Source organism: Leclercia sp. GHBNCSD, assembly GCF_055805075.1.
Window position 1 is genome coordinate 2,765,148 of record NZ_JBQVYO010000001.1, and the last position, 18,752, is coordinate 2,783,899.

Consider the following 18,752-nt stretch of genomic DNA (forward strand, 5'->3'; position numbering starts at 1 on the left):
TTCGCTATGTCTGACGACATGTCTTCGTTTTCGCCTTCGTCAGCGGGCGAACAGGGTGTACTACGTTCTATGCAGGAGGTTGCGATGAGCTCCCAGGAAGCCAGCAAGATGCTGCGCACATACAATATTGCGTGGTGGGGTAACAACTACTACGACGTCAACGAGCTGGGCCACATCAGCGTTTGCCCGGATCCTGACGTACCGGAAGCGCGCGTCGATCTCGCCAAACTGGTAAAAGCACGCGAAGCGCAGGGCCAGCGTCTGCCCGCTCTGTTCTGCTTCCCGCAGATCCTGCAACACCGTCTGCGCTCCATTAACGCCGCCTTTAAGCGCGCGCGTGAATCCTACGGCTATAACGGCGACTACTTCCTGGTTTATCCGATCAAGGTAAACCAGCATCGTCGCGTTATTGAATCCCTGATCCACTCCGGCGAACCGCTGGGTCTGGAAGCCGGTTCCAAAGCGGAACTGATGGCGGTGCTGGCCCATGCCGGCATGACCCGCTCGGTGATCGTCTGTAACGGTTATAAAGACCGTGAATACATTCGTCTGGCGCTGATCGGTGAGAAGATGGGCCACAAGGTCTATCTGGTCATCGAGAAGATGTCTGAGATTAACATTGTGCTGGAAGAGGCCGAGCGTCTGAACGTGGTGCCGCGCCTGGGTGTACGTGCACGTCTGGCCTCCCAGGGCTCCGGCAAGTGGCAGTCCTCCGGCGGTGAAAAATCCAAATTCGGCCTCGCGGCGAACCAGGTTCTGCAGCTGGTGGAGATCATGCGCGAGCGTGGTCGTCTGGACAGCATCCAACTGCTGCACTTCCACCTCGGTTCCCAGATGGCCAACATCCGCGATATCGCCACCGGCGTGCGCGAGTCGGCCCGTTTCTACGTCGAGCTGCACAAGCTGGGCGTGAATATCCAGTGCTTCGACGTGGGCGGCGGCCTGGGCGTGGACTACGAGGGTACTCGCTCCAAGTCTGACTGCTCCGTGAACTACGGCCTGAACGAATATGCGAACAACATCATCTGGGCAATCGGCGATGCCTGCGAAGAGCACGGCCTGCCGCACCCGACGGTGATCACCGAGTCCGGGCGCGCGGTGACCGCGCACCATACGGTGCTGGTCTCCAACATTATTGGCGTTGAGCGCAACGAATACACCGAAGCCACACCGCCTGCTGACGACGCGCCACGCGCCCTGCAGAGTATGTGGGAAACCTGGCAGGAGATGCACGAGCCGGGCACCCGCCGTTCCCTGCGCGAGTGGCTGCACGACAGCCAGATGGACCTGCACGATATTCATATCGGCTATTCATCCGGTACGTTCAGTCTGCAGGAGCGCGCCTGGGCAGAGCAGCTCTATCTGAACATGTGCCACGAAGTGCAGAAACAGCTCGACCCGAGCAACCGTGCGCACCGTCCGATCATCGACGAGTTGCAGGAGCGTATGGCGGACAAAATGTACGTCAACTTCTCGCTGTTCCAGTCGATGCCGGATGCGTGGGGTATCGATCAGCTGTTCCCGGTCCTGCCGCTGGAAGGGCTGAACCAGGTGCCTGAGCGCCGCGCGGTGCTGCTGGATATCACCTGTGACTCCGACGGCGCGATCGATCACTACATTGACGGTGACGGTATCGCCACCACCATGCCAATGCCGGAGTACGATCCGGAGAACCCACCTATGCTGGGCTTCTTTATGGTCGGGGCCTATCAGGAGATCCTGGGCAACATGCACAACCTGTTCGGGGACACCGAAGCGGTTGACGTGTTTGTCTTCCCTGACGGCAATGTGGAAGTGGAGCTCTCTGACGAGGGCGACACCGTGGCGGACATGTTGCAGTACGTGCAGCTCGATCCGAACAAACTGCTGACCCAGTTCCGCGATCAGGTGAAAAAGACCGACCTGGACGATACGTTGCAGAAACAGTTCCTGGAAGAGTTTGAAGCCGGTCTGTACGGTTACACGTATCTGGAAGACGAGTAATGACGGTGCCCGGCGACGTTTGCGTCGCCGGGCTTTTCCTGCCCCAGCCAGTAGATGGCGATCACAATATCCTGCCTCTCAAATGTGAGTTAGATCACCTGAAATCTCCCCAGGTCGTGATCGGCCTCGCTTTTTCTACCGCTCATTGCGCTAACCGCTCTTTTCCTTTTGCCTGACGGATTTACTTCCCGCCCCTGTGCCACCATGCTTTCACTATCGCTTAGTCGTGAGCCAGGCTTGCTATCAACGCCGCGATGCGTGGCGGATTGAGCAGTGTGGCGAAGGAGGAGGGATGTTGTGAGCCGTGCTGAAGCAGCCACGTTTCAAGCTCGCGATTCTGATGAGTAAAGTGCGCCAGCGCCGCGGTGAATTCCGCCCTGACATCCGCTTGCTCGCCATATTTGCGCAGCCACAGTTTTAGCGTCAGCGCCCGGGTGAACGCGCTGTAGATATGGCTATATTTCACCGCCCGGGTTACCCCGGAAAGGAGGATATGCCGGGCTTCGTCGGTGAGCATGCTATCAGGCAGGAGATTAGATGCCCGGCTGTACATATAGTCGGCCAGGAAGCGGCTACGCTGGTCCTCAAGCTCGATAAGCTGACGCTGCTGGTGGCCCAGCTCCGGATCGTCGCTCGGCATCAGCGGTTGAAAAGACTGGGTCCAGCTGGCGCCGCGGGTATCAAGATGAAGCAGATGCAGGGTCTGGTCTAAATCTTCCGGGGGGCGGCTGTGGGATTGCAGCACGCGCCCCAGTAGGGTAGGCGTTTTACAGCTCCATTCGTGGCTGGCGACGAGAATTTCGCTGATGGCGTTAAGGTTCGGCAAGGAGAGAGGGGCGCGGGCGCGTTGCTGTAGCCAGGGAGCGATCAGTTGACGGGGGGCGATCTCTGGCTCGTGGATCAGCCGGGAGAGGCCGGACAAATTAAGCTCGTTAACGGAATCTTCCAGCGTCAGGTCGGGCAGCCACTCCCAGTCGACGCGGACGGTGATGGCCTCTGGCGTACTGTCGAGCTGATTAAGCCAGCTAAGGCGCTGCTGGATTTCGTCAAGCAGATAACAGGGCAGCAGCGTCCAGCCATATTCCAGCCCCCAGAGATCCAGCTCCAGCCATTTCTGGTTATGGCGAATGTTGAGCAGATTGGGATTACCGGCAAAGCCGGGACGGTAATCGAGTTCGGTTGCTTTAACCGAGGCGCGAACGTCGCCGGGCAGGGCCTCCAGCGCTTCCCGCAGCATATGCCGGGGCCAGGTTTTGTCCTGGTAATCGCGTAAAATAAGCTGGCGTCCCAGTTGCCGGATGCCCTTATATAACGCCTTTAGTGCGCTAATCCAGTTTTCGGTGCTGACGTCGGGCGTGGATAACGACAGGCGCAGACCGCGAACGGTGGGCAACGCGGCGAGAATGTGCGGAATGACGTTCTGAAAAAAAGCGTGAATAAAGTGGGATTCGTTATTTTCAGAAAGAAAAAACTCCGGGAATTTCGCTTTTAATTCCTGGCTATTAGGGGTGGCTTCTCCCTGTAACCAAAGCTGCAAATTATGACGTTGAACATAGTCGCCCACTTTGCGTAAATAAATAATGGCATTTTCTTGGACGATGGTGAGATTAATTAAATCGGCGCCTTTACAATGCGGTGAAGGCGGAGCCAGACGCGCTAATAATGACTGCTGGTGAATAATAATGCCCTGAAAACCATAGCCTGTGGCCAGTCGTACCGCTTTTTCAATAAAAGCCCAGCGCCATATTTCAGGTGAATTAAATTCCATTAACAGGTAAGGCGTCGTTGTATTCATTAAACGCATTCCGCAGCGATAAAAAACGCATGCTAGATGCGATCCCCGCAAAGATCAAACGCCGCTGCTGGCGTAAGAAAAAAAGTGTGAGCCTGCTCGAATGCGCTAAAAACGTGTGACATCTGCAGGCCAGATTGTTATGCCCTGACAGGAGGAGTTCCCATGGCGAAAGGTATGAAGGTACAATTACATTTTGAACATTATATCGATGAGGATACCGGCGCTAAAGTTACCCGCTTCACGCCTGTTGATGTTATTTGTCATCGTAATTACTTTTACCAGAAATGTTTTATTGATGGCGGCAGGAAATTAATTTTTGCCGGTGAGTTCGATGTTAACCGCAACTATTATTTGCTGGATCTGGCGACGGGTATAGCAATGCAATTAACGGAAGGCGCGGGCGATAATACCTTTGGCGGCTTTTTATCACCGGATGAAACCTCGCTCTATTATGTAAAAAGCGAACGCAATTTAATGCGGGTAAATCTGTCGACGCTGCAGGAAGAGATCGTTTATCAGGTGCCGGAAGAGTGGGTGGGATATGGCACCTGGGTGGCGAACAGCGCCTGCAATAAGCTTGTCGGCGTGGAGATCCATCGCGACAGCTGGCGGCCAATTAGCGACTGGACCGTCTTCCAGACCTTCTGGGCCGAGCAGCCGCGCTGTCGGGTTATCCGCATCGATCTACATACAGGGGAGAGAACCACGCTGCTGGAGGAGAATCAGTGGCTGGGGCATCCGATTTATCGACCCTTTGATGACAACACCGTGGCCTTCTGCCACGAGGGTCCTTTGGACCGGGTCGATGCCCGTATGTGGCTGATGGATGAAGATGGCAGCAATATTCGTAAAGCCAGACAGCCCGCTCCCGGGGAGAGCTATACCCATGAATTCTGGGTGCCGGATGGCTCGGCGCTGATGTACGTCACCTATGTGAAAAACAGCCCTGTGCGCTATTTATGCCGTATTGATGGTCAGAGCGGTCAGGACGAACGTCTGATGGCGATGCCCCCCTGTTCGCACGTCATGAGTAACGAAGATGGCTCCCTCGCCGTAGGCGACGGTTCCGGCGTGCCCATTGATATCGCCGATAACGCCGGCTATGGCGATACCAGCGATCCCTACCTGTGGTTATTTGATTTGCGGAAAAAGCAAGCCTACAAAATCGCCCGTCACAGCTCATCCTGGCAGGTGCTGGACGGCGATCGCCAGGTGACGCATCCGCACCCCTCGTTTACGCCGGACGAAAAAGCGGTGCTGTTCAGCACGGATAAAGACGGTAAACCGGCGCTCTATCTGGCCGAGATCCCGCCTGAGGTTTTGCAAAACATTAAGGCTTAATAAGGAGCAAACGATGAAGAAACGTAACGCTTGCCTGAGCGCCTCATTATTGCTTGCCTGCTCCTGCCTCGCGGCGGCGCAGGCGGCGGAAATCCGTATCTCCTGGTGGGGAGGAAACAGCCGCCACCAGGCGACCTTGAACGCCATCAAGCTGTTTGAGCAGAAATACCCTGATATCAAGGTGAAGGCCGAATATGCCGGGTGGGAGGGATACCTCTCGCGCCTGACCGTACAGATTGCGGGCGGCAACGAGCCGGATGTCATTCAGACCAACTGGAACTGGCTGCCTATTTTTTCCCGGGACGGCAACGGCTTTTATGATCTCTACAGCCAGAAAGCGGTGCTCGACCTCGGGCAATATGACCCGCAGTCTCTGAGTACCACCACGGTCAACGGCAAGCTGAACGGCATTCCGGTGGCGGTGACGGCGCGCAGCTTCTACTACAACAAGAAATTATGGCAGGAGATGGGCGTCAGCTATCCGCAGAGCTGGCCGGAGCTGATGGCGGCCGGGAAAGCGTTTCAGGCAAAAGACAAAGAGAAATATCCGCTGGTTCTCGACTATATGGAGTCGTTGACGCTGGTACAGTCCTGGATGGTGCAGAAGTACGCGATTCCGGCGATTAATGAGAAAACGGGCAAGTTCAACTATACCCCGCAGCAGTGGGTGGAGTTCTTCCAGCTGTATAAAGATCTTGTCGACAGCCACGTCTTCCCTTCCATGCGGGTACTCTCCTCTTACGGCAAAAGTAATACCTGGGAGATGAAGCCCTGGATCCAGGGAAAATGGGGCGGCATCTATATGTGGAATACGAATGCCGTGATGTATGAAAACAACCTGACCGCGCCCTATAACAAGCTGGAGCTGGGGCCATTCTTTATGCTGCCGGGGGCGAAAGATGCCGGATTATTCTTCAAGCCGACAATGATGTTCAGCGTGGGGAAATCGACGAAGCACCCACAGGAGGCGGCGAAGCTGATCGATTTTTTAATGAACGATCCGCAGGGCGTCAAAGCGATGGGGCTGGAGCGCGGCACGCCGCTGAGTAAAAAGGCCGCGCAGCAGCTGGAAGCAGAGGGAGTGATTCAAAAGGACAATATTACCGTAGCCGGGATCAACGCCTCCCTGGCACTGCCCCATAACATCCCCACCTCGCCCTATTTCGATAACCCGCAGTTTGTCGAGCTTTGGCACAACACCATTGAAAATATCGACCAGGGCACCCTTACGGTAGAGCAGGCGGCGAAAAGCTTCTCCCGTAATGCCGAACGCATCCTGGGCAGAGCAATGCGCTAACCCGACGATACCGGTTCACAGATGATGGGGAAGGATATGATTACCTTTAGCGCAACGCTAACCTGCCGTTATGAAACGCTTTTTTCGCCTTTTACCCCGCAGGACTTTGAGCAGGGGCTGGCGTGGCTGGCGCAAAGCGGCTTCGACGCCGCCGAACTGTGCATCAATGATTATGAAGGCATGGAGGTCTCATGGCTGAAAAAGCGGCTGGATGATTACCGGCTGGGGTGTACGACTATTGCCACGGGCCAGGCCCGCAAGCGCGATGGCCTATCTTTACTTTCCAGCGACAGGGCGGTGGTTTTGCGTACTCAACAGCGCCTGGCGGAACATATTGACGCCGCCGCGCAGCTGTCGAGCCATGTCACCATAGGCTCATTGCGCGCAACGGACAGGATGCTGAGTAAAACCGAGTATATGCATGCGCTGGCGGAGGCGATGGCGCCGTGCGTGGAGCAGGCGAAGCGGTGCGGCGTGACGCTGGTCCTTGAAGCCCTCAATCGCTATGAAATCGCGCATCTGCACAGCGCGGCGGATATGATGGCGTTTATGAGCTTCTGCGACGCACCGGAAAATGTCGGCGTGTTATGGGATATTTTCCATGCCAATATTGAGGATCGCGATTTCACCGACGCGATAGTCTTGCTGGGCTCCCGGCTGCGGCATGTGCATTTTGCCGACTCTAACCGGGCGTTTCCGGGGTATGGCCATTTGCCGATTGACGACATCTATCTGGCGCTAAAAGCGGCCAACTATCAGGGTGCGGTTTCGCTGGAGTGTTTGTGCCAGCCGTCAACGGCAACGCTGATTAAGGAGGCCGGTCCGCTGATCGACCGGTTGCGTCGCTTATAAGGGGTGAGGTGGGGGATCGTTTTTCCTGACTTGAACCTGCGCAGATTAACGGCGATAATTCTTTTTATTGCCTTTTCCAATCTAACCCTTCCTCGTCGGGCTAACGACGCGGGAGGGTTTTTTTATAGCGACGAATATGAGGTTTTTGCCATGAGCACCTTAGGTCACCAGTACGACAACTCGTTAGTTTCCAATGCCTTTGGTTTTCTACGCCTTCCGATGAACTTCCAGCCTTACGACAGCGATGCGGACTGGGTGATCACCGGCGTACCATTTGATATGGCGACATCCGGTCGTGCCGGTGGCCGTCATGGCCCGGCGGCCATTCGTCAGGTTTCCACCAACCTCGCCTGGGAGCATAACCGCTTCCCGTGGAACTTCGACATGCGCGAGCGCCTGAACGTCGTGGACTGCGGTGACCTGGTGTATGCCTTCGGCGACGCGCGTGAAATGAGTGAAAAACTGCAGGCGCACGCAGAAAAACTGCTGGCTGCCGGCAAGCGCATGCTCTCCTTCGGTGGTGACCACTTCGTGACGCTGCCCCTGCTGCGCGCCCACGCGAAACACTTCGGTAAGATGGCGCTGGTGCATTTCGATGCGCATACCGACACCTACGCGAACGGCTGTGAATTTGACCACGGCACCATGTTCTTCACCGCGCCGAAGGAAGGTCTGATCGATCCGAACCACTCCGTGCAGATCGGTATCCGTACCGAATTCGACAAAGACAACGGCTTCACCGTGCTGGACGCCTGCCAGGTGAACGATCGCGGCGTGGATGACATCATCGCCCAGGTTAAGCAGATCGTCGGTGATATGCCGGTCTACCTGACCTTCGACATCGACTGCCTGGATCCAGCCTTTGCCCCAGGCACCGGCACCCCGGTAATTGGCGGCCTGACCTCAGACCGCGCCATCAAACTGGTGCGCGGCCTGAAGGATCTGAACATCGTCGGTATGGACGTCGTTGAAGTGGCGCCTGCCTATGACCAGTCCGAGATCACTGCGCTGGCCGCAGCGACCCTGGCGCTGGAGATGCTCTACATCCAGGCGGCGAAAAAAGGCGAGTAAGCCTTACGCGCTGAGTGCTGCTGCGCGACGCATGCGCAGCAGCAACATTCCTCCGGCCAGCAGAGTGATAACCTGCGACGCCACCAGCACCGAAAAACCGGAACTGACCGACCCGGCCGATTTCATCACCATCCCCATCAGCAGCGGAATAAACGCCGCGCAGATATTGCCAATCCCATTAATGATCCCGTAGGCGCTGCCCACCGCTTCTCGTGCGGCGTGATGCTGGATCACGGCAGGAATGGCGGCCCCCTGAAGCCCCCAAAAGATATTGGCGGAAAGCATAAACAGCGCCAGCCATACCGGCTGATGGCTGAGCATCAGGGCGACCACTGACAACGCGGTCAACGCGCCGCCCACAACAAAGAGTACCGGAGCCTGGTCCGGGCGCATTTTATCGAGCAGTACACCACCCAGGAACTTTGAACCCAGGCTCAGCAGGAAAGGGATCGCCGCAAGCCAGCCCGTCGCGTGAAGGGAGAAATGGTGTTCATCCCGCAGCCACGCGGGCAGCCAGGCACTGCTTCCCCAGAGATAGCTCAGGGTGGCGATTTCAACCAGTAAAATCCAGCCCAGCAGCGGCGTTTGCCAGGCGAGGGTAAAGGTTTCGACAAATCCTGGTTTTTTCATCTTCACCGCACCACGCGGTGCGGGCAGGAAGCGCCAGATTAACCCGCCACCCAGCAGCAGATTGATTGCCGCCAGCGCATAGAACGAACCCGCCCAGCCCAGATGTGCCATCAGCCAGGTGACGAGCGGAAAGCCCACCGCCAGCCCGAGCGAGACGCCCAGCGCGGTGACGGCGTTGGGTTTGCCTATCTCTTCCGCGCTGAAGTTATCGCTTATAAAGCGCGTTTTCAGGGAAAAGAGCGGACCTTCGGCAATGCCCAATACCAGGCGGGCGATAAGCATCCCCATTAGCGAGCCCAGCAATGGCGAAACAGCGCAGACCAGGGCCCAGATCGCAATGCTGCTTAACAACCCCTGCCGATAATGCAGTTTGCTTTCGATAACCGGTGTTAATAATAAAGCCGAGAATCCATAACCCAGCAGAAAGCAGGTCATTAACATTCCTTGTAACATTCTGTTTTCATTTAACTGAAAATGTTCGGCAAATTCCGGATTTAAAATCATCACCGAAATATTTACCCGGTCAACGTAGGAAATAATAATGAGAAATAACAGTGCAATTGTGCCTTGCCATCTTGCCGTCATATTGCCCGCCTTATGCGTTCGAGAATTTATATTTTTATCAATGTGATTGTCACGGAGCTAAAATGGTTCACCTGTGAAACTCGTTGTTTTAAAAGGTTGTTTTAAAATGTGTTTCACGGGTGAAACCTGTCGATTTTTCTTTGCTTTATTTTTAAGGAAGAAAAAGAAAAGAAGTCAATATTTTTCATTTACTCTTTTAGCTCATCGCTAAAACGTATTCTTTCACGCCTCAATAATGAAAATTTCATATCGCTGCATTTTTTCGTGATCCCTTGCACACTTAGCTTATTAATTGCCGATCAATTAACAAATTCGTCACATTGACGCTTGACGAAACATTCATCGCTTTTATATTGACCGTATTAAATAAGAAACAGAGTTTCATATATGAAACAAAAGCCTGGAGGATCGTGATGAGCTGGATAGGCGTATGTGACGCAGAACAAGTACAGGAAGATTTCCCTTTTAGCGGCAACGTAGAAGGTAAAGAGATCGGCGTTTATTTAATCGACGGCGAATATTACGCGCTGGAAGACGTATGCCCGCACGCCTATGCGCTGCTGAGTCAGGGCTTTGTTGAGGACGGCAAAGTGGAATGTCCGCTGCACGAGGCGGTGTTCGACGTCAAAACCGGCCAGTGCCTGCACGGCCCCGGCGGCCGAAACCTTAACCGCTACCCGGTTCGGGTCTTTGAAAATCAAATCCAGATTACTTTTGTCGAGGAGACCGTGGCATGAGCGACATCCTGAACTTCAACCCGGCGCTGCCCGAAAGCCGCCAGTTTACCCCGCCTGCAGAGGGCGGTAACGGCGCCATTCATAAACCGGGCGAGTACCAGAACCTGATCTGGCAGACCCGCAGCCGGGTGCCGGAAAACTGGGAAATGAGCCTTATCGCCACGCTGGAAGATCTCTTTGAGCAGGGCATTGAAACCTTACCGGAGCTGGTGAAGGGGCTGAACGCGGTGCGGATGCACGATCAGCAGGGCGAGCCGTGGAGCGACGCCAGCTTCCAGGCATTCTTACAGGTTAACGGCTACTGAGGACAACGCGATGACGACTACCGTACAAAACTATCTCGATAAAGGTCTGCGCGGCCTCTGGTATCCGGTGCTGGCGAGCTGGGAAGTGCAGTCTGCACCGGTGGGCATTACCCGCCTGGGGGAGCAGATTGTGGTCTGGCGCAACAAAGACGGCCAGGTCCAGGCGCTGGAGGACCGCTGTCCGCACCGCGGCGCGCGCCTGTCGATGGGCTGGAATCTCGGGGACCGCATCGCCTGCTGGTATCACGGCGTGGAAGTGGCAGGCAATGGCGAAGTGAAAGATGTGCCTGCGGTGGACAAATGTCCGCTGGTCGGCCAGCAGTGCGTACGCAGCTATAACGTGCAGGAGGCGCACGGCGCCATCTTCCTGTGGTTCGGCGTCACCGCCGATCAGCAGCCGGACGAACTGACCTTCCCGGATGAACTCGCCGACATGGAAAATTTCAGCAACTTCCTCTGCACCGCCGGGTGGAAATGCAATTACCAGTACGCGCTGGAAAACGTGATGGACCCGATGCACGGCACCTATCTGCACTCCTCCTCGCACTCAATGGCGGAAGGGGACCGCAAGGCCGACATGGTGCTCCAGCCGACCAAAACCGGCTTCATCTTTGAGAAAAAAGGGCAGAGCGGCGTCAACTTCGACTGGGTGGAGCTGGGCAACAGCGGCACCTGCTGGATGCGCCTCTCCATTCCTTACAGGAAGCGTTTCGGGCCGGGCGGCCACTTCTTTATCGTCGGTATGGTGGTACCGGAAGATAACGACAACTGCCGCGTCTTCTTCTGGCGCATCCGCCGCGTGCAGGGCTGGCAGCGCGATATGTGGCGCTTTATGTACCGTAACCGCCTGGAAAAACTGCACTGGGAAGTGCTGGAGCAGGATCGTGTGGTGCTGGAAAGCATGGCGCCAAACGCCCGCGACCATGAATACCTCTACCAGCATGACGTTGGTCTCTCCCGCCTGCGCCGCATGATGCAAAAAGCTGCGAAAGAGCAGCTGGCGATGCGCGACGCGCAGCAGGGAGCCGCCTGATGAACGGGCTGTTGAGCGGAAAACGCATCGTTGTAACCGGTGCCGCGCGCGGGCTGGGCTACCACTTCGCCAGAGCCTGCGCGGAGCAGGGGGCGGCGGTGGTGATGTGCGACATCCTGAAAGGCGAGCTGGCTGAAAGCGCCCACGGGCTGAGCGAACAGGGTTATGCGATCGAATCGCACGTTATCGATCTGGCCGATCCGCATTCCATCGAACAGGTGTTCAGTGCCATTGGCGAGCTGGGGCAGATTGACGGCCTGGTGAATAACGCGGCGATGGCGACCGGCGTCGGCGGCAAAAACATGCTCGATTACGATCCGGATCTCTGGGATCGGGTAATGAGCGTCAACGTCAAAGGCACCTGGCTGGTCACCCGCGCCGCCGTGCCGCTGCTGCGGGAAGGGGCAGGGATTGTGAACGTAGCCTCCGATACCGCCCTGTGGGGCGCGCCGCGCCTGATGGCCTACGTCGCCAGTAAGGGGGCCGTGATTGCCATGACCCGCTCAATGGCGCGGGAGCTAGGTGAAAAGCGTATTCGTATTAACGCCATCGCGCCGGGATTAACCCGCGTTGAGGCGACGGAATATGTGCCCGCCGAACGGCATCAGCTCTATGAAAATGGCCGGGCGTTAACGGGGGCGCAGCAGCCGGAAGATGTCACCGGCAGCGTGGTCTGGCTGTTAAGCGATCTGTCGCGGTTCATCACCGGGCAGCTTATTCCGGTCAACGGCGGTTTTGTCTTTAACTAAGGTAGGGCGATTATGGCAAACGATCAGGAAGTGAAGTATCTGGTGCCGGGGCTGGAGCGCGGTTTACAGCTGCTGTTGGCCTTCGGCGAGCAGCATCGCGATCTGACCTTTGCCGAGCTGCACCGGCTGGTGGATATGCCGAAGGCCACCGCCTACCGCGTGGTGCAGACCCTGGAGTATATGGGCTTTCTGGAGCGCAACACCCGTACCAATACCTTCTCGCTCGGCATGAACGTGCTGCGTCTGGGCTTTGAGTACATCGCCTCGCTGGATGTGGCGCAGGTGGGTCAGCCGGTGATTGAACAACTGCGTGACGTCAGCCAGTGCAGTAGCCATCTGGCGATCCGCGACGGGCGCGACATCATCTACATCGCCCGCGTCAGCGCCGCCGGGTCGCGCATCAATCAGGTCAGCATTGGCACCCGTCTGCCGGTGCACTGCACCTCGCTCGGCCGCATGCTGTTGACCGATATTTCCCGCGCCGATTTCGAACAGCTGTTCCCGCAGGAGCGCCTGCCGGGCAACACGCCGGGTCAGCTTCACGACCGTGAAGCCCTGTGGCAAATGGTGCAGCAGGATAAAGCCCGCGGATACGTGATCGGTGAATCCTTCTTCCGCCACGGTATCTCCTCCATCGTTTATCCGGTGTTTGACCGAAGCCATCGCGTGGCGGCGGTAGTGAGCATTCTGGTGCCGTCGGAAGAGATCCCACAAGCCGACCGCGAGCGACTGCAAAACGAGGTTCGTCTGGCGGCGGACAAAATTTCTGGCTTCTTAGGGTATTTATCACAGGCCAGTTAAATCAGTGAGTTAACGTCAGGCGCTTCACTGCGTCGGGCATGTTTTACGCCCAATTTGGGCCAGATGAGGCAACGAACGATGAGTGTAACCGGAATTGAAAAGCTGGAATTTGGCGTTGAGAACCTGACGCACTGCGCCAAATTTATGCGTGATTTTGGCCTGACGGGCGATGCCAGCGGCCAGCGTTTTACCACCCTGAGCGGCGCGCGCGTGGAGCTTAACCCGATCGACAGCCCCGATCTGCCCCCGGCGTTTGAAGCGGGTAACACCCTGCGCCGCATGACCTGGGGAGTGGCGACCCAGAACGATCTGGACGCACTGCGCTCGAAGCTTGCGCAGCAGCCCGGCTTTCGCGAAGTGGGCGACGCGCTGGAATGCCTTGACCCGAACGGCATGACCCTGCGCGTGCAGGTCAGCCAGCAGACCGACGTGGAGCTGAACGTCGAGCCGATCAACCAGTGGGGCGATGCCCGCCGGATTGACACCCCCAGCCCGGTTTACGATCGCGCCCAGCCCATCAACGTCGGCCACGTGGTGTTTTTCGTGGAGGAGCTGGCGGCGGTGGAGAAATTCTACCGCAAGGTGCTCGGTTTCCAGGTCTCTGACCGCTACATCAACCGCGCCGTATTCCTGCGCTGCGGCGTACGTGGGGGGCATCACAACCTGTTCCTGCTGCAATTGCCGAACCGTAAGCGCGGCCTGAACCACGTGGCCTTTACCGTGCGCGATATCCACGAGGTGATCGGCGGTGGTATCGCGATGAATAAAAATGAATGGAGCACCTTTATCGGGCCGGGCCGCCATCCGGTCTCGTCGGCCTACTTCTGGTACGTCAATAGCCCGACCGGCGGCGCGTTTGAGTACTACACCAACGACGACTACCTGACCGAAAACTGGCAGCCGCGCGAGCTGGAGCACTCGCTGGTCTCCTTTACCGAATGGGCGGTGGAAGGCGGGATCGATCACGACACGCGCCGTCAGCAGAAAAAAACGGAGGCGGTATGACGTCGCGCATTGTCATTATCGGTGGCGGCCAGGCGGGGGGCTGGGCGGCTAAAACCCTGCGTGACGAGGGTTTCGACGGCGAGATTTGCGTGGTGGCGGAAGAGGAATGGGATTTCTACGAACGGCCACCGCTGTCGAAAGCGGCTCTTTTGCAACCAGAGGCGGCGTTTCCGCGACTCTTTTCCGAAGAGGCGCAGCAGGCGCTGAACCTGACCTGGTATCGTCCGTTGCGGGCTGAATCCATTGATCGTGAAGCGAAAGCGGTTGTTTTAAGCAACGGCGAACGCCTTAGTTACAACATGCTTTTACTGGCCACCGGAGGGCGGGCGCGCCTGCCGGGTGAGGCCTGGGCGGCGCACCCGCAGGTCTACACCCTGCGCCACTGGCAGGACGCGCAGCGTCTGAAAAGCCGTCTGGCGGAGAGCCGCACCCTGGCTATCGTTGGCGGCGGCTGGATCGGTCTTGAGATTGCCGCTTCCGCGCGCAGCAGCGGCGTGGCGGTCACGCTGTTCGAGCAGCAGCCCGCACTCTGCATGCGCTCGGTGAGTGGCGAGGTTTCGCAGCGCTTAGAGGCCATTCAACGCGAGCAGGGTGTGGCGATCCGCACCGGCTGCGGCGCGCTGGAGCTGGAAGACGATAACGGTCTGCCGGTCATCCACTGCGACGGCCAGCGTAAAACCTTTGATGCGGTGGTGGTGGGGATCGGTGTCGATCTCAACCTGGAACTGGCGCGTAACGCCGGGCTTAAAACCGAACGCGGGATCGTGGTGGATGCCCAGGGACGCACCGCAGATCCGTTCATCTTTGCCGCCGGGGATGTGGCCCAGCATCATCACTACGGCCTGTGCATCCAGTCCTGGGCCTTTGCCCAGAATCAGGCGGTGGCGACGGCGAAAGCAATGCTCAACCCCGATGCGTCAGGTTACGACGACGCGCCGTGGCTCTGGTCAGATCAATATCAGCACAACATTCAGATCCTCGGTATTCCGCAGCCGGGCAGCAGCACGATAGTGCGGGACGATTCGCTGTTCTTCTCGCTCGACGCGAACGGGCGGCTGACGCAGCTGGTGGCGTTCAACGATGCGCGCACCGTCAAGCTGGCGAAGCGCTGGATGGCGGCGGGAAGGGATCTGTCAGACGTACCGCTCAGCGACCCGACCTTTTCACTGATGTCATTGCGATAGCTAACCCGCACCCGTAGGGGGAGATATGACCACATTAGAGACCAACACCGCGCCCGTTGAGGCGAGCGGTGAGGGAACCCGCACGCCTGAAAAAGCGGTGCGCTGGGCCATCCCGCTGGCGCTGCTGGCCTGCGTGCTGCTGGCGTTTTTCGACAAAATCAGCATTGCGGCGCTGTTTTCTGACGGCCATTTCCAGCAGGCGATGGGCATCGATTTCGACACCACGCGCCTCGGCATTCTGATGAGCGCCTTCCTGCTGAGCTACGGCTTTTCATCGGTCTTTTTAAGCGGGCTGGGGGACAAAATCGCCCCGCTGCGCCTGCTCACCGGGATGATGGTGATCTGGTGCGTGCTGATGGTGGCGATGGGCTTTACCCATAACTACACGCTGATGATTGTCCTGCGCATCCTGCTGGGGGTAGCAGAAGGGCCGCTCTTCCCGCTGGCCTTCGCCATTGTGCGCCACAACTTCCCGCAGCATCTGCAGGCGCGCGCCACCATGCTGTGGCTGCTGGGCACCCCGGTGGGGGCGGCGATTGGCTTCCCGCTCTCCCTCTGGTTGCTGAATACCTTCGGCTGGCAGAGCACCTTCTTCGTGATGGCGATGCTGACCGTGCCGGTGCTTATTTTTGTGCGCATCGGTCTGCGGGGGATCCGTCTGGATGCGAAACCGGCCACTACTCAGGCGTCGCAGGATGAGCGTCGCGCGGCCCGGCGCGAGCTGTTCGTCAGTCCGCACTTCTGGATCATCTGCATCTTTAACATCGCCTTCCTGACCTACCTGTGGGGTATCAACGGCTGGCTGCCGGGCTACCTGATCAAGGGGAAGGGCATTCATCTGGAGCATGCGGGCTGGCTGTCGTCGATGCCGTTTATCGCCATGCTGGCAGGCGAGGTGATTGGCGCATGGCTCTCGGACCGGGTCGATAAGCGCGCCGCGGCCTGCTTTATCTCCATGGCGGGGGCGGCGGTGGGGCTGGCAGCGGTCATGCACCTCGACACCCCGCTGACCATCATCGCGGCGATGAGCTTCAGTACCTTTATGTGGGGCACCGGGGCGCCCAACATTTTCGCCCTGCTGGCAAAGGCCACCCATCCACGGGTGAGTGCTACGGCGGGCGGCATCTTCAACGGGCTGGGAAACTTTGCGGGCGCGCTGTCGCCGGCGGTGATGGGCGCGCTTATCGCCTTCACCCACAGCATGGATTCCGGGCTGATTTTTCTGGCGGTGATGGCGGCGGTGGGCTGCGTCCTGTTACTGCCGCTGCTGAGACGTTACTGAGGAGAGTGTCATGACTGATTCAACCATAACCAACAAATCTGGCATCAAACCTGACCACCTGACGATGGAAGAGTGGGTCGAGTCGCGCATCGCGCGCTTCGAAGGGCGTAAATATGACTGGAACGCCCTGAAGTTCCAGGCCGATTTTGATCCGAAATACCGCCGGGCGCAGATGCGCTACATCGGCACCGGTGCCACCGGCGTGGCGAACGACACCAACACCGTGCAGGCGGATCACTTTACCTTCTCCACCATGGTACTGCCGTCGAAGTGCGAAGGGCCGCTGCACCTGCATGACGATGTGGAAGAGGTCTTCTTCATGCTGAAAGGCCAGATCACGCTGATGATCCAGGATGGCGACAACTACACCGAAACCGTGCTGCGCGAGCGTGACCTCATCTCCGTCCCGCCGGGTATCTATCGTGGGCTGTTCAACCACGGCGAAGAAGAGGCGCTGATGTGCGTCATGCTGGGCACTAACAAGCCGGAAATCCCGACCTACCCGGCCGATCATCCGCTCTCAAAAGTGAAGCGGAACTAAGGGGTGCACGATGACGGAATTTCGTGAACAGGGATGCGGCATTCCGCTGATGTTGCTGCACGGCATCAGCTCCTGCGCCGCCTCCTGGCATAAGCAGATGGCGCTGGACGGTTTTCGGGTGCTGGCGTGGGACATGCCCGGCTATGGCGAAAGCCCGATGCTGGCAGCTGAACGGGCAAACGCCGGAGATTACGCCGACGCGCTGGCGGCGATGCTCGATCGGGCGGGCGTCTGGCAGGCGGTGCTGGTAGGGCACTCTCTGGGGGCGCTGGTCGCCAGTGCTTTTGCGGCGAAGTTCCCGGAACGCGTTATCCATCTGGTGCTGGCGGATGCCGCGCAGGGCTACGGCCAGGCCGCGCCGGAGCAGCGCGAGCAGGTCTGGCGCAACCGCGAGCAACAGATGGCACTGGGCGGCGAAATCCTCGCCCAGACCCGCGCCGCGAAGCTGCTGCGCCCTGGCGCGCGCGCGGAGGATATTGCCACCGTGGCGTCAGGGATGCGCAAGCTGCGCCCGGAGGGCTACCTGGCCGCCGCGTGGATGCTGGCATATGACGACATCCATGCCTGGCTTAAGCGCTACCCGGGCGATTTTGAAGTCTGGTGCGGCGAGCAGGATGCGATTACGCAGCCGGAGTTGGTGCAGGGGCTGGCGCTGCGATACGGGTTGCCGTTTATCGCCATTCCCCAGGCCGGTCACGCCAGCTATCTCGATAACGACGCGTTTTTTAACCAACAGCTTTTACGCATTAACGAAGAGGTGCGCGATGAATGCACAAATTGATGGGCGCATAGCGGTCGTCACCGGCGGTTCTTCTGGCATTGGCTTTGAAACGCTGCGCCTGCTGCTGGGCGAGGGGGCTAAAGTGGCCTTCTGTGGCCGCGATCCGGATCGCCTCGCCAGCGCCCATGCCGCGCTGCATAACGAATACCCCGACGGGGAGGTTTTCTCTTATCGATGCGACGTGCTGAACGCTGACGAGATGCAGGCCTTTGCGGATGCCGTTCAGGCGCGCTTTGGTGCGGCGGATATGCTGATCAACAACGCCGGGCAGGGCTACGTGGCGCACTTCCAGGATACGCCGCGCGAGGCGTGGCTGCACGAGGCCGAGCTGAAGCTGTTCGGAGTGATCAATCCGGTGCAGGCGTTTCAGCCGCTGCTGGAGCAGTCCGACATCGCCTCCATCACCTGCGTCAACTCGCTACTGGCGCTGCAGCCGGAGGAGCACATGATTGCCACCTCTGCCGCCCGTGCCGCGCTGCTGAATATGACGCTGACACTCTCGAAAGAGTTGGTGGGGAAAGGCATTCGGGTGAATTCCATCTTGCTCGGCATGGTGGAGTCCGGCCAGTGGCAGCGCCGCTTTGAAAACCGTACAGACAAAAGCCAGAGCTGGCCGGAGTGGACGGCAGAGATCGCGCGCAAACGCGGCATCCCGATGGCGCGCCTCGGCAAGCCGCAGGAGCCCGCGCAGGCGCTGCTGTTCCTCGCCTCGCCGCTGGCCTCGTTTACCACCGGCGCCGCGCTGGACGTTTCCGGCGGCTTCTGCCGCCATCTGTAAGG

18 protein-coding genes are annotated in these 18,752 nt (G+C 58.2%); 16 read left to right on the forward strand and 2 right to left on the reverse strand.

Features of this window, described 5'->3' with window-relative positions; translation table 11 throughout:
* The first annotated feature begins 6 nt into the window (after nt 1-6).
* Entirely contained in the window at nt 7-1,983 is a 1,977-nt protein-coding gene (gene speA / locus ACT3IC_RS13390; protein WP_103830403.1) for a biosynthetic arginine decarboxylase, read from the forward strand.
* A gap of 220 nt (nt 1,984-2,203) precedes the next feature.
* On the opposite strand, the gene ACT3IC_RS13395 is transcribed toward speA, so the two are convergent.
* A complete protein-coding gene (locus ACT3IC_RS13395) occupies nt 2,204-3,778 on the reverse strand; it encodes a hypothetical protein (RefSeq protein ID WP_473477770.1) in 1,575 nt (524 codons plus the stop codon).
* 162 nt (nt 3,779-3,940) lie between these two features.
* On the opposite strand from ACT3IC_RS13395, the gene ACT3IC_RS13400 reads away from it, so the two are divergent.
* From ACT3IC_RS13400 to speB, 4 genes are all read left to right on the forward strand, one after another.
* On the forward strand, nt 3,941-5,119 hold the full coding sequence (locus ACT3IC_RS13400; RefSeq protein ID WP_159339847.1) for an oligogalacturonate lyase family protein: 1,179 nt from the start codon (nt 3,941-3,943) through the stop codon (nt 5,117-5,119).
* 13 nt (nt 5,120-5,132) lie between these two features.
* A complete protein-coding gene (locus ACT3IC_RS13405) occupies nt 5,133-6,416 on the forward strand; it encodes an ABC transporter substrate-binding protein (RefSeq protein WP_103176912.1) in 1,284 nt (427 codons plus the stop codon).
* Nucleotides 6,417-6,452: 36 nt separating this feature from the next.
* Nucleotides 6,453-7,268 (forward strand): sugar phosphate isomerase/epimerase family protein, encoded by an 816-nt coding sequence (locus tag ACT3IC_RS13410; RefSeq protein WP_473477774.1) that lies wholly within the window; start codon nt 6,453-6,455, stop codon nt 7,266-7,268.
* Nucleotides 7,269-7,418: 150 nt separating this feature from the next.
* Nucleotides 7,419-8,339: an agmatinase gene (gene speB, locus ACT3IC_RS13415; protein ID WP_058608614.1), complete on the forward strand. Its 921-nt coding sequence runs from the start codon at nt 7,419-7,421 to the stop codon at nt 8,337-8,339.
* Between the two features lie 3 nt (nt 8,340-8,342).
* Here speB and ACT3IC_RS13420 read toward each other — a convergent pair whose 3' ends face one another.
* Entirely contained in the window at nt 8,343-9,554 is a 1,212-nt protein-coding gene (locus ACT3IC_RS13420) for an MFS transporter (RefSeq protein ID WP_159339845.1), read from the reverse strand.
* Nucleotides 9,555-9,967: 413 nt separating this feature from the next.
* Between ACT3IC_RS13420 and ACT3IC_RS13425 the strand changes: the two genes are divergently transcribed.
* From ACT3IC_RS13425 to ACT3IC_RS13475, 11 genes are all read left to right on the forward strand, one after another.
* Nucleotides 9,968-10,291 carry a Rieske (2Fe-2S) protein gene (locus ACT3IC_RS13425; protein ID WP_013098654.1) on the forward strand — a complete coding sequence of 108 codons (324 nt, stop codon included), beginning with the start codon at nt 9,968-9,970 and terminating at the stop codon, nt 10,289-10,291.
* Nucleotides 10,288-10,596, forward strand: a complete 309-nt coding sequence (locus ACT3IC_RS13430) for a recombinase-like helix-turn-helix domain-containing protein (RefSeq protein WP_103176909.1) — start codon at nt 10,288-10,290, stop codon at nt 10,594-10,596. The genes ACT3IC_RS13425 and ACT3IC_RS13430 overlap by 4 nt, the downstream gene beginning before the upstream one ends.
* Nucleotides 10,597-10,606: 10 nt before the next feature.
* Nucleotides 10,607-11,629 (forward strand): aromatic ring-hydroxylating oxygenase subunit alpha, encoded by a 1,023-nt coding sequence (locus ACT3IC_RS13435; protein ID WP_103176908.1) that lies wholly within the window; start codon nt 10,607-10,609, stop codon nt 11,627-11,629.
* Nucleotides 11,629-12,378 carry an SDR family oxidoreductase gene (locus ACT3IC_RS13440; RefSeq protein WP_156655206.1) on the forward strand — a complete coding sequence of 250 codons (750 nt, stop codon included), beginning with the start codon at nt 11,629-11,631 and terminating at the stop codon, nt 12,376-12,378. Before ACT3IC_RS13435 ends, ACT3IC_RS13440 begins: the two co-directional genes overlap by 1 nt.
* A gap of 12 nt (nt 12,379-12,390) precedes the next feature.
* On the forward strand, nt 12,391-13,179 hold the full coding sequence (locus ACT3IC_RS13445) for an IclR family transcriptional regulator (RefSeq protein WP_156655205.1): 789 nt from the start codon (nt 12,391-12,393) through the stop codon (nt 13,177-13,179).
* Between the two features lie 78 nt (nt 13,180-13,257).
* Nucleotides 13,258-14,184, forward strand: coding sequence for a VOC family protein (locus tag ACT3IC_RS13450; RefSeq protein WP_473477782.1), 927 nt, complete (start codon nt 13,258-13,260; stop codon nt 14,182-14,184).
* Nucleotides 14,181-15,368 carry an NAD(P)/FAD-dependent oxidoreductase gene (locus tag ACT3IC_RS13455; protein ID WP_473477785.1) on the forward strand — a complete coding sequence of 396 codons (1,188 nt, stop codon included), beginning with the start codon at nt 14,181-14,183 and terminating at the stop codon, nt 15,366-15,368. The genes ACT3IC_RS13450 and ACT3IC_RS13455 overlap by 4 nt, the downstream gene beginning before the upstream one ends.
* Nucleotides 15,369-15,393: 25 nt before the next feature.
* Nucleotides 15,394-16,650: an MFS transporter gene (locus tag ACT3IC_RS13460; RefSeq protein ID WP_114316837.1), complete on the forward strand. Its 1,257-nt coding sequence runs from the start codon at nt 15,394-15,396 to the stop codon at nt 16,648-16,650.
* Between the two features lie 10 nt (nt 16,651-16,660).
* Nucleotides 16,661-17,191 (forward strand): cupin domain-containing protein, encoded by a 531-nt coding sequence (locus ACT3IC_RS13465; protein WP_103176904.1) that lies wholly within the window; start codon nt 16,661-16,663, stop codon nt 17,189-17,191.
* A 10-nt stretch (nt 17,192-17,201) separates the two neighbouring features.
* A complete protein-coding gene (locus ACT3IC_RS13470) occupies nt 17,202-17,972 on the forward strand; it encodes an alpha/beta fold hydrolase (protein WP_420193604.1) in 771 nt (256 codons plus the stop codon).
* Nucleotides 17,956-18,750 carry an SDR family oxidoreductase gene (locus tag ACT3IC_RS13475; RefSeq protein WP_103176902.1) on the forward strand — a complete coding sequence of 265 codons (795 nt, stop codon included), beginning with the start codon at nt 17,956-17,958 and terminating at the stop codon, nt 18,748-18,750. The genes ACT3IC_RS13470 and ACT3IC_RS13475 overlap by 17 nt, the downstream gene beginning before the upstream one ends.
* Nucleotides 18,751-18,752 lie beyond the last annotated feature (2 nt).

Coding starts and splice junctions, on each gene's coding strand:
- ACT3IC_RS13425 (WP_013098654.1), top strand. CDS start 9,968: ATGAGCTGGATAGGCGTATGTGACGCAGAACAAGTACAGGAAGATTTC.
- ACT3IC_RS13395 (WP_473477770.1), bottom strand. CDS start 3,778: ATGAATACAACGACGCCTTACCTGTTAATGGAATTTAATTCACCTGAA.
- ACT3IC_RS13435 (WP_103176908.1), top strand. CDS start 10,607: ATGACGACTACCGTACAAAACTATCTCGATAAAGGTCTGCGCGGCCTC.
- ACT3IC_RS13440 (WP_156655206.1), top strand. CDS start 11,629: ATGAACGGGCTGTTGAGCGGAAAACGCATCGTTGTAACCGGTGCCGCG.
- ACT3IC_RS13470 (WP_420193604.1), top strand. CDS start 17,202: ATGACGGAATTTCGTGAACAGGGATGCGGCATTCCGCTGATGTTGCTG.
- ACT3IC_RS13455 (WP_473477785.1), top strand. CDS start 14,181: ATGACGTCGCGCATTGTCATTATCGGTGGCGGCCAGGCGGGGGGCTGG.
- ACT3IC_RS13450 (WP_473477782.1), top strand. CDS start 13,258: ATGAGTGTAACCGGAATTGAAAAGCTGGAATTTGGCGTTGAGAACCTG.
- ACT3IC_RS13465 (WP_103176904.1), top strand. CDS start 16,661: ATGACTGATTCAACCATAACCAACAAATCTGGCATCAAACCTGACCAC.
- speB (WP_058608614.1), top strand. CDS start 7,419: ATGAGCACCTTAGGTCACCAGTACGACAACTCGTTAGTTTCCAATGCC.
- ACT3IC_RS13430 (WP_103176909.1), top strand. CDS start 10,288: ATGAGCGACATCCTGAACTTCAACCCGGCGCTGCCCGAAAGCCGCCAG.
- speA (WP_103830403.1), top strand. CDS start 7: ATGTCTGACGACATGTCTTCGTTTTCGCCTTCGTCAGCGGGCGAACAG.
- ACT3IC_RS13475 (WP_103176902.1), top strand. CDS start 17,956: ATGAATGCACAAATTGATGGGCGCATAGCGGTCGTCACCGGCGGTTCT.
- ACT3IC_RS13410 (WP_473477774.1), top strand. CDS start 6,453: ATGATTACCTTTAGCGCAACGCTAACCTGCCGTTATGAAACGCTTTTT.
- ACT3IC_RS13460 (WP_114316837.1), top strand. CDS start 15,394: ATGACCACATTAGAGACCAACACCGCGCCCGTTGAGGCGAGCGGTGAG.
- ACT3IC_RS13420 (WP_159339845.1), bottom strand. CDS start 9,554: ATGACGGCAAGATGGCAAGGCACAATTGCACTGTTATTTCTCATTATT.
- ACT3IC_RS13405 (WP_103176912.1), top strand. CDS start 5,133: ATGAAGAAACGTAACGCTTGCCTGAGCGCCTCATTATTGCTTGCCTGC.
- ACT3IC_RS13445 (WP_156655205.1), top strand. CDS start 12,391: ATGGCAAACGATCAGGAAGTGAAGTATCTGGTGCCGGGGCTGGAGCGC.
- ACT3IC_RS13400 (WP_159339847.1), top strand. CDS start 3,941: ATGGCGAAAGGTATGAAGGTACAATTACATTTTGAACATTATATCGAT.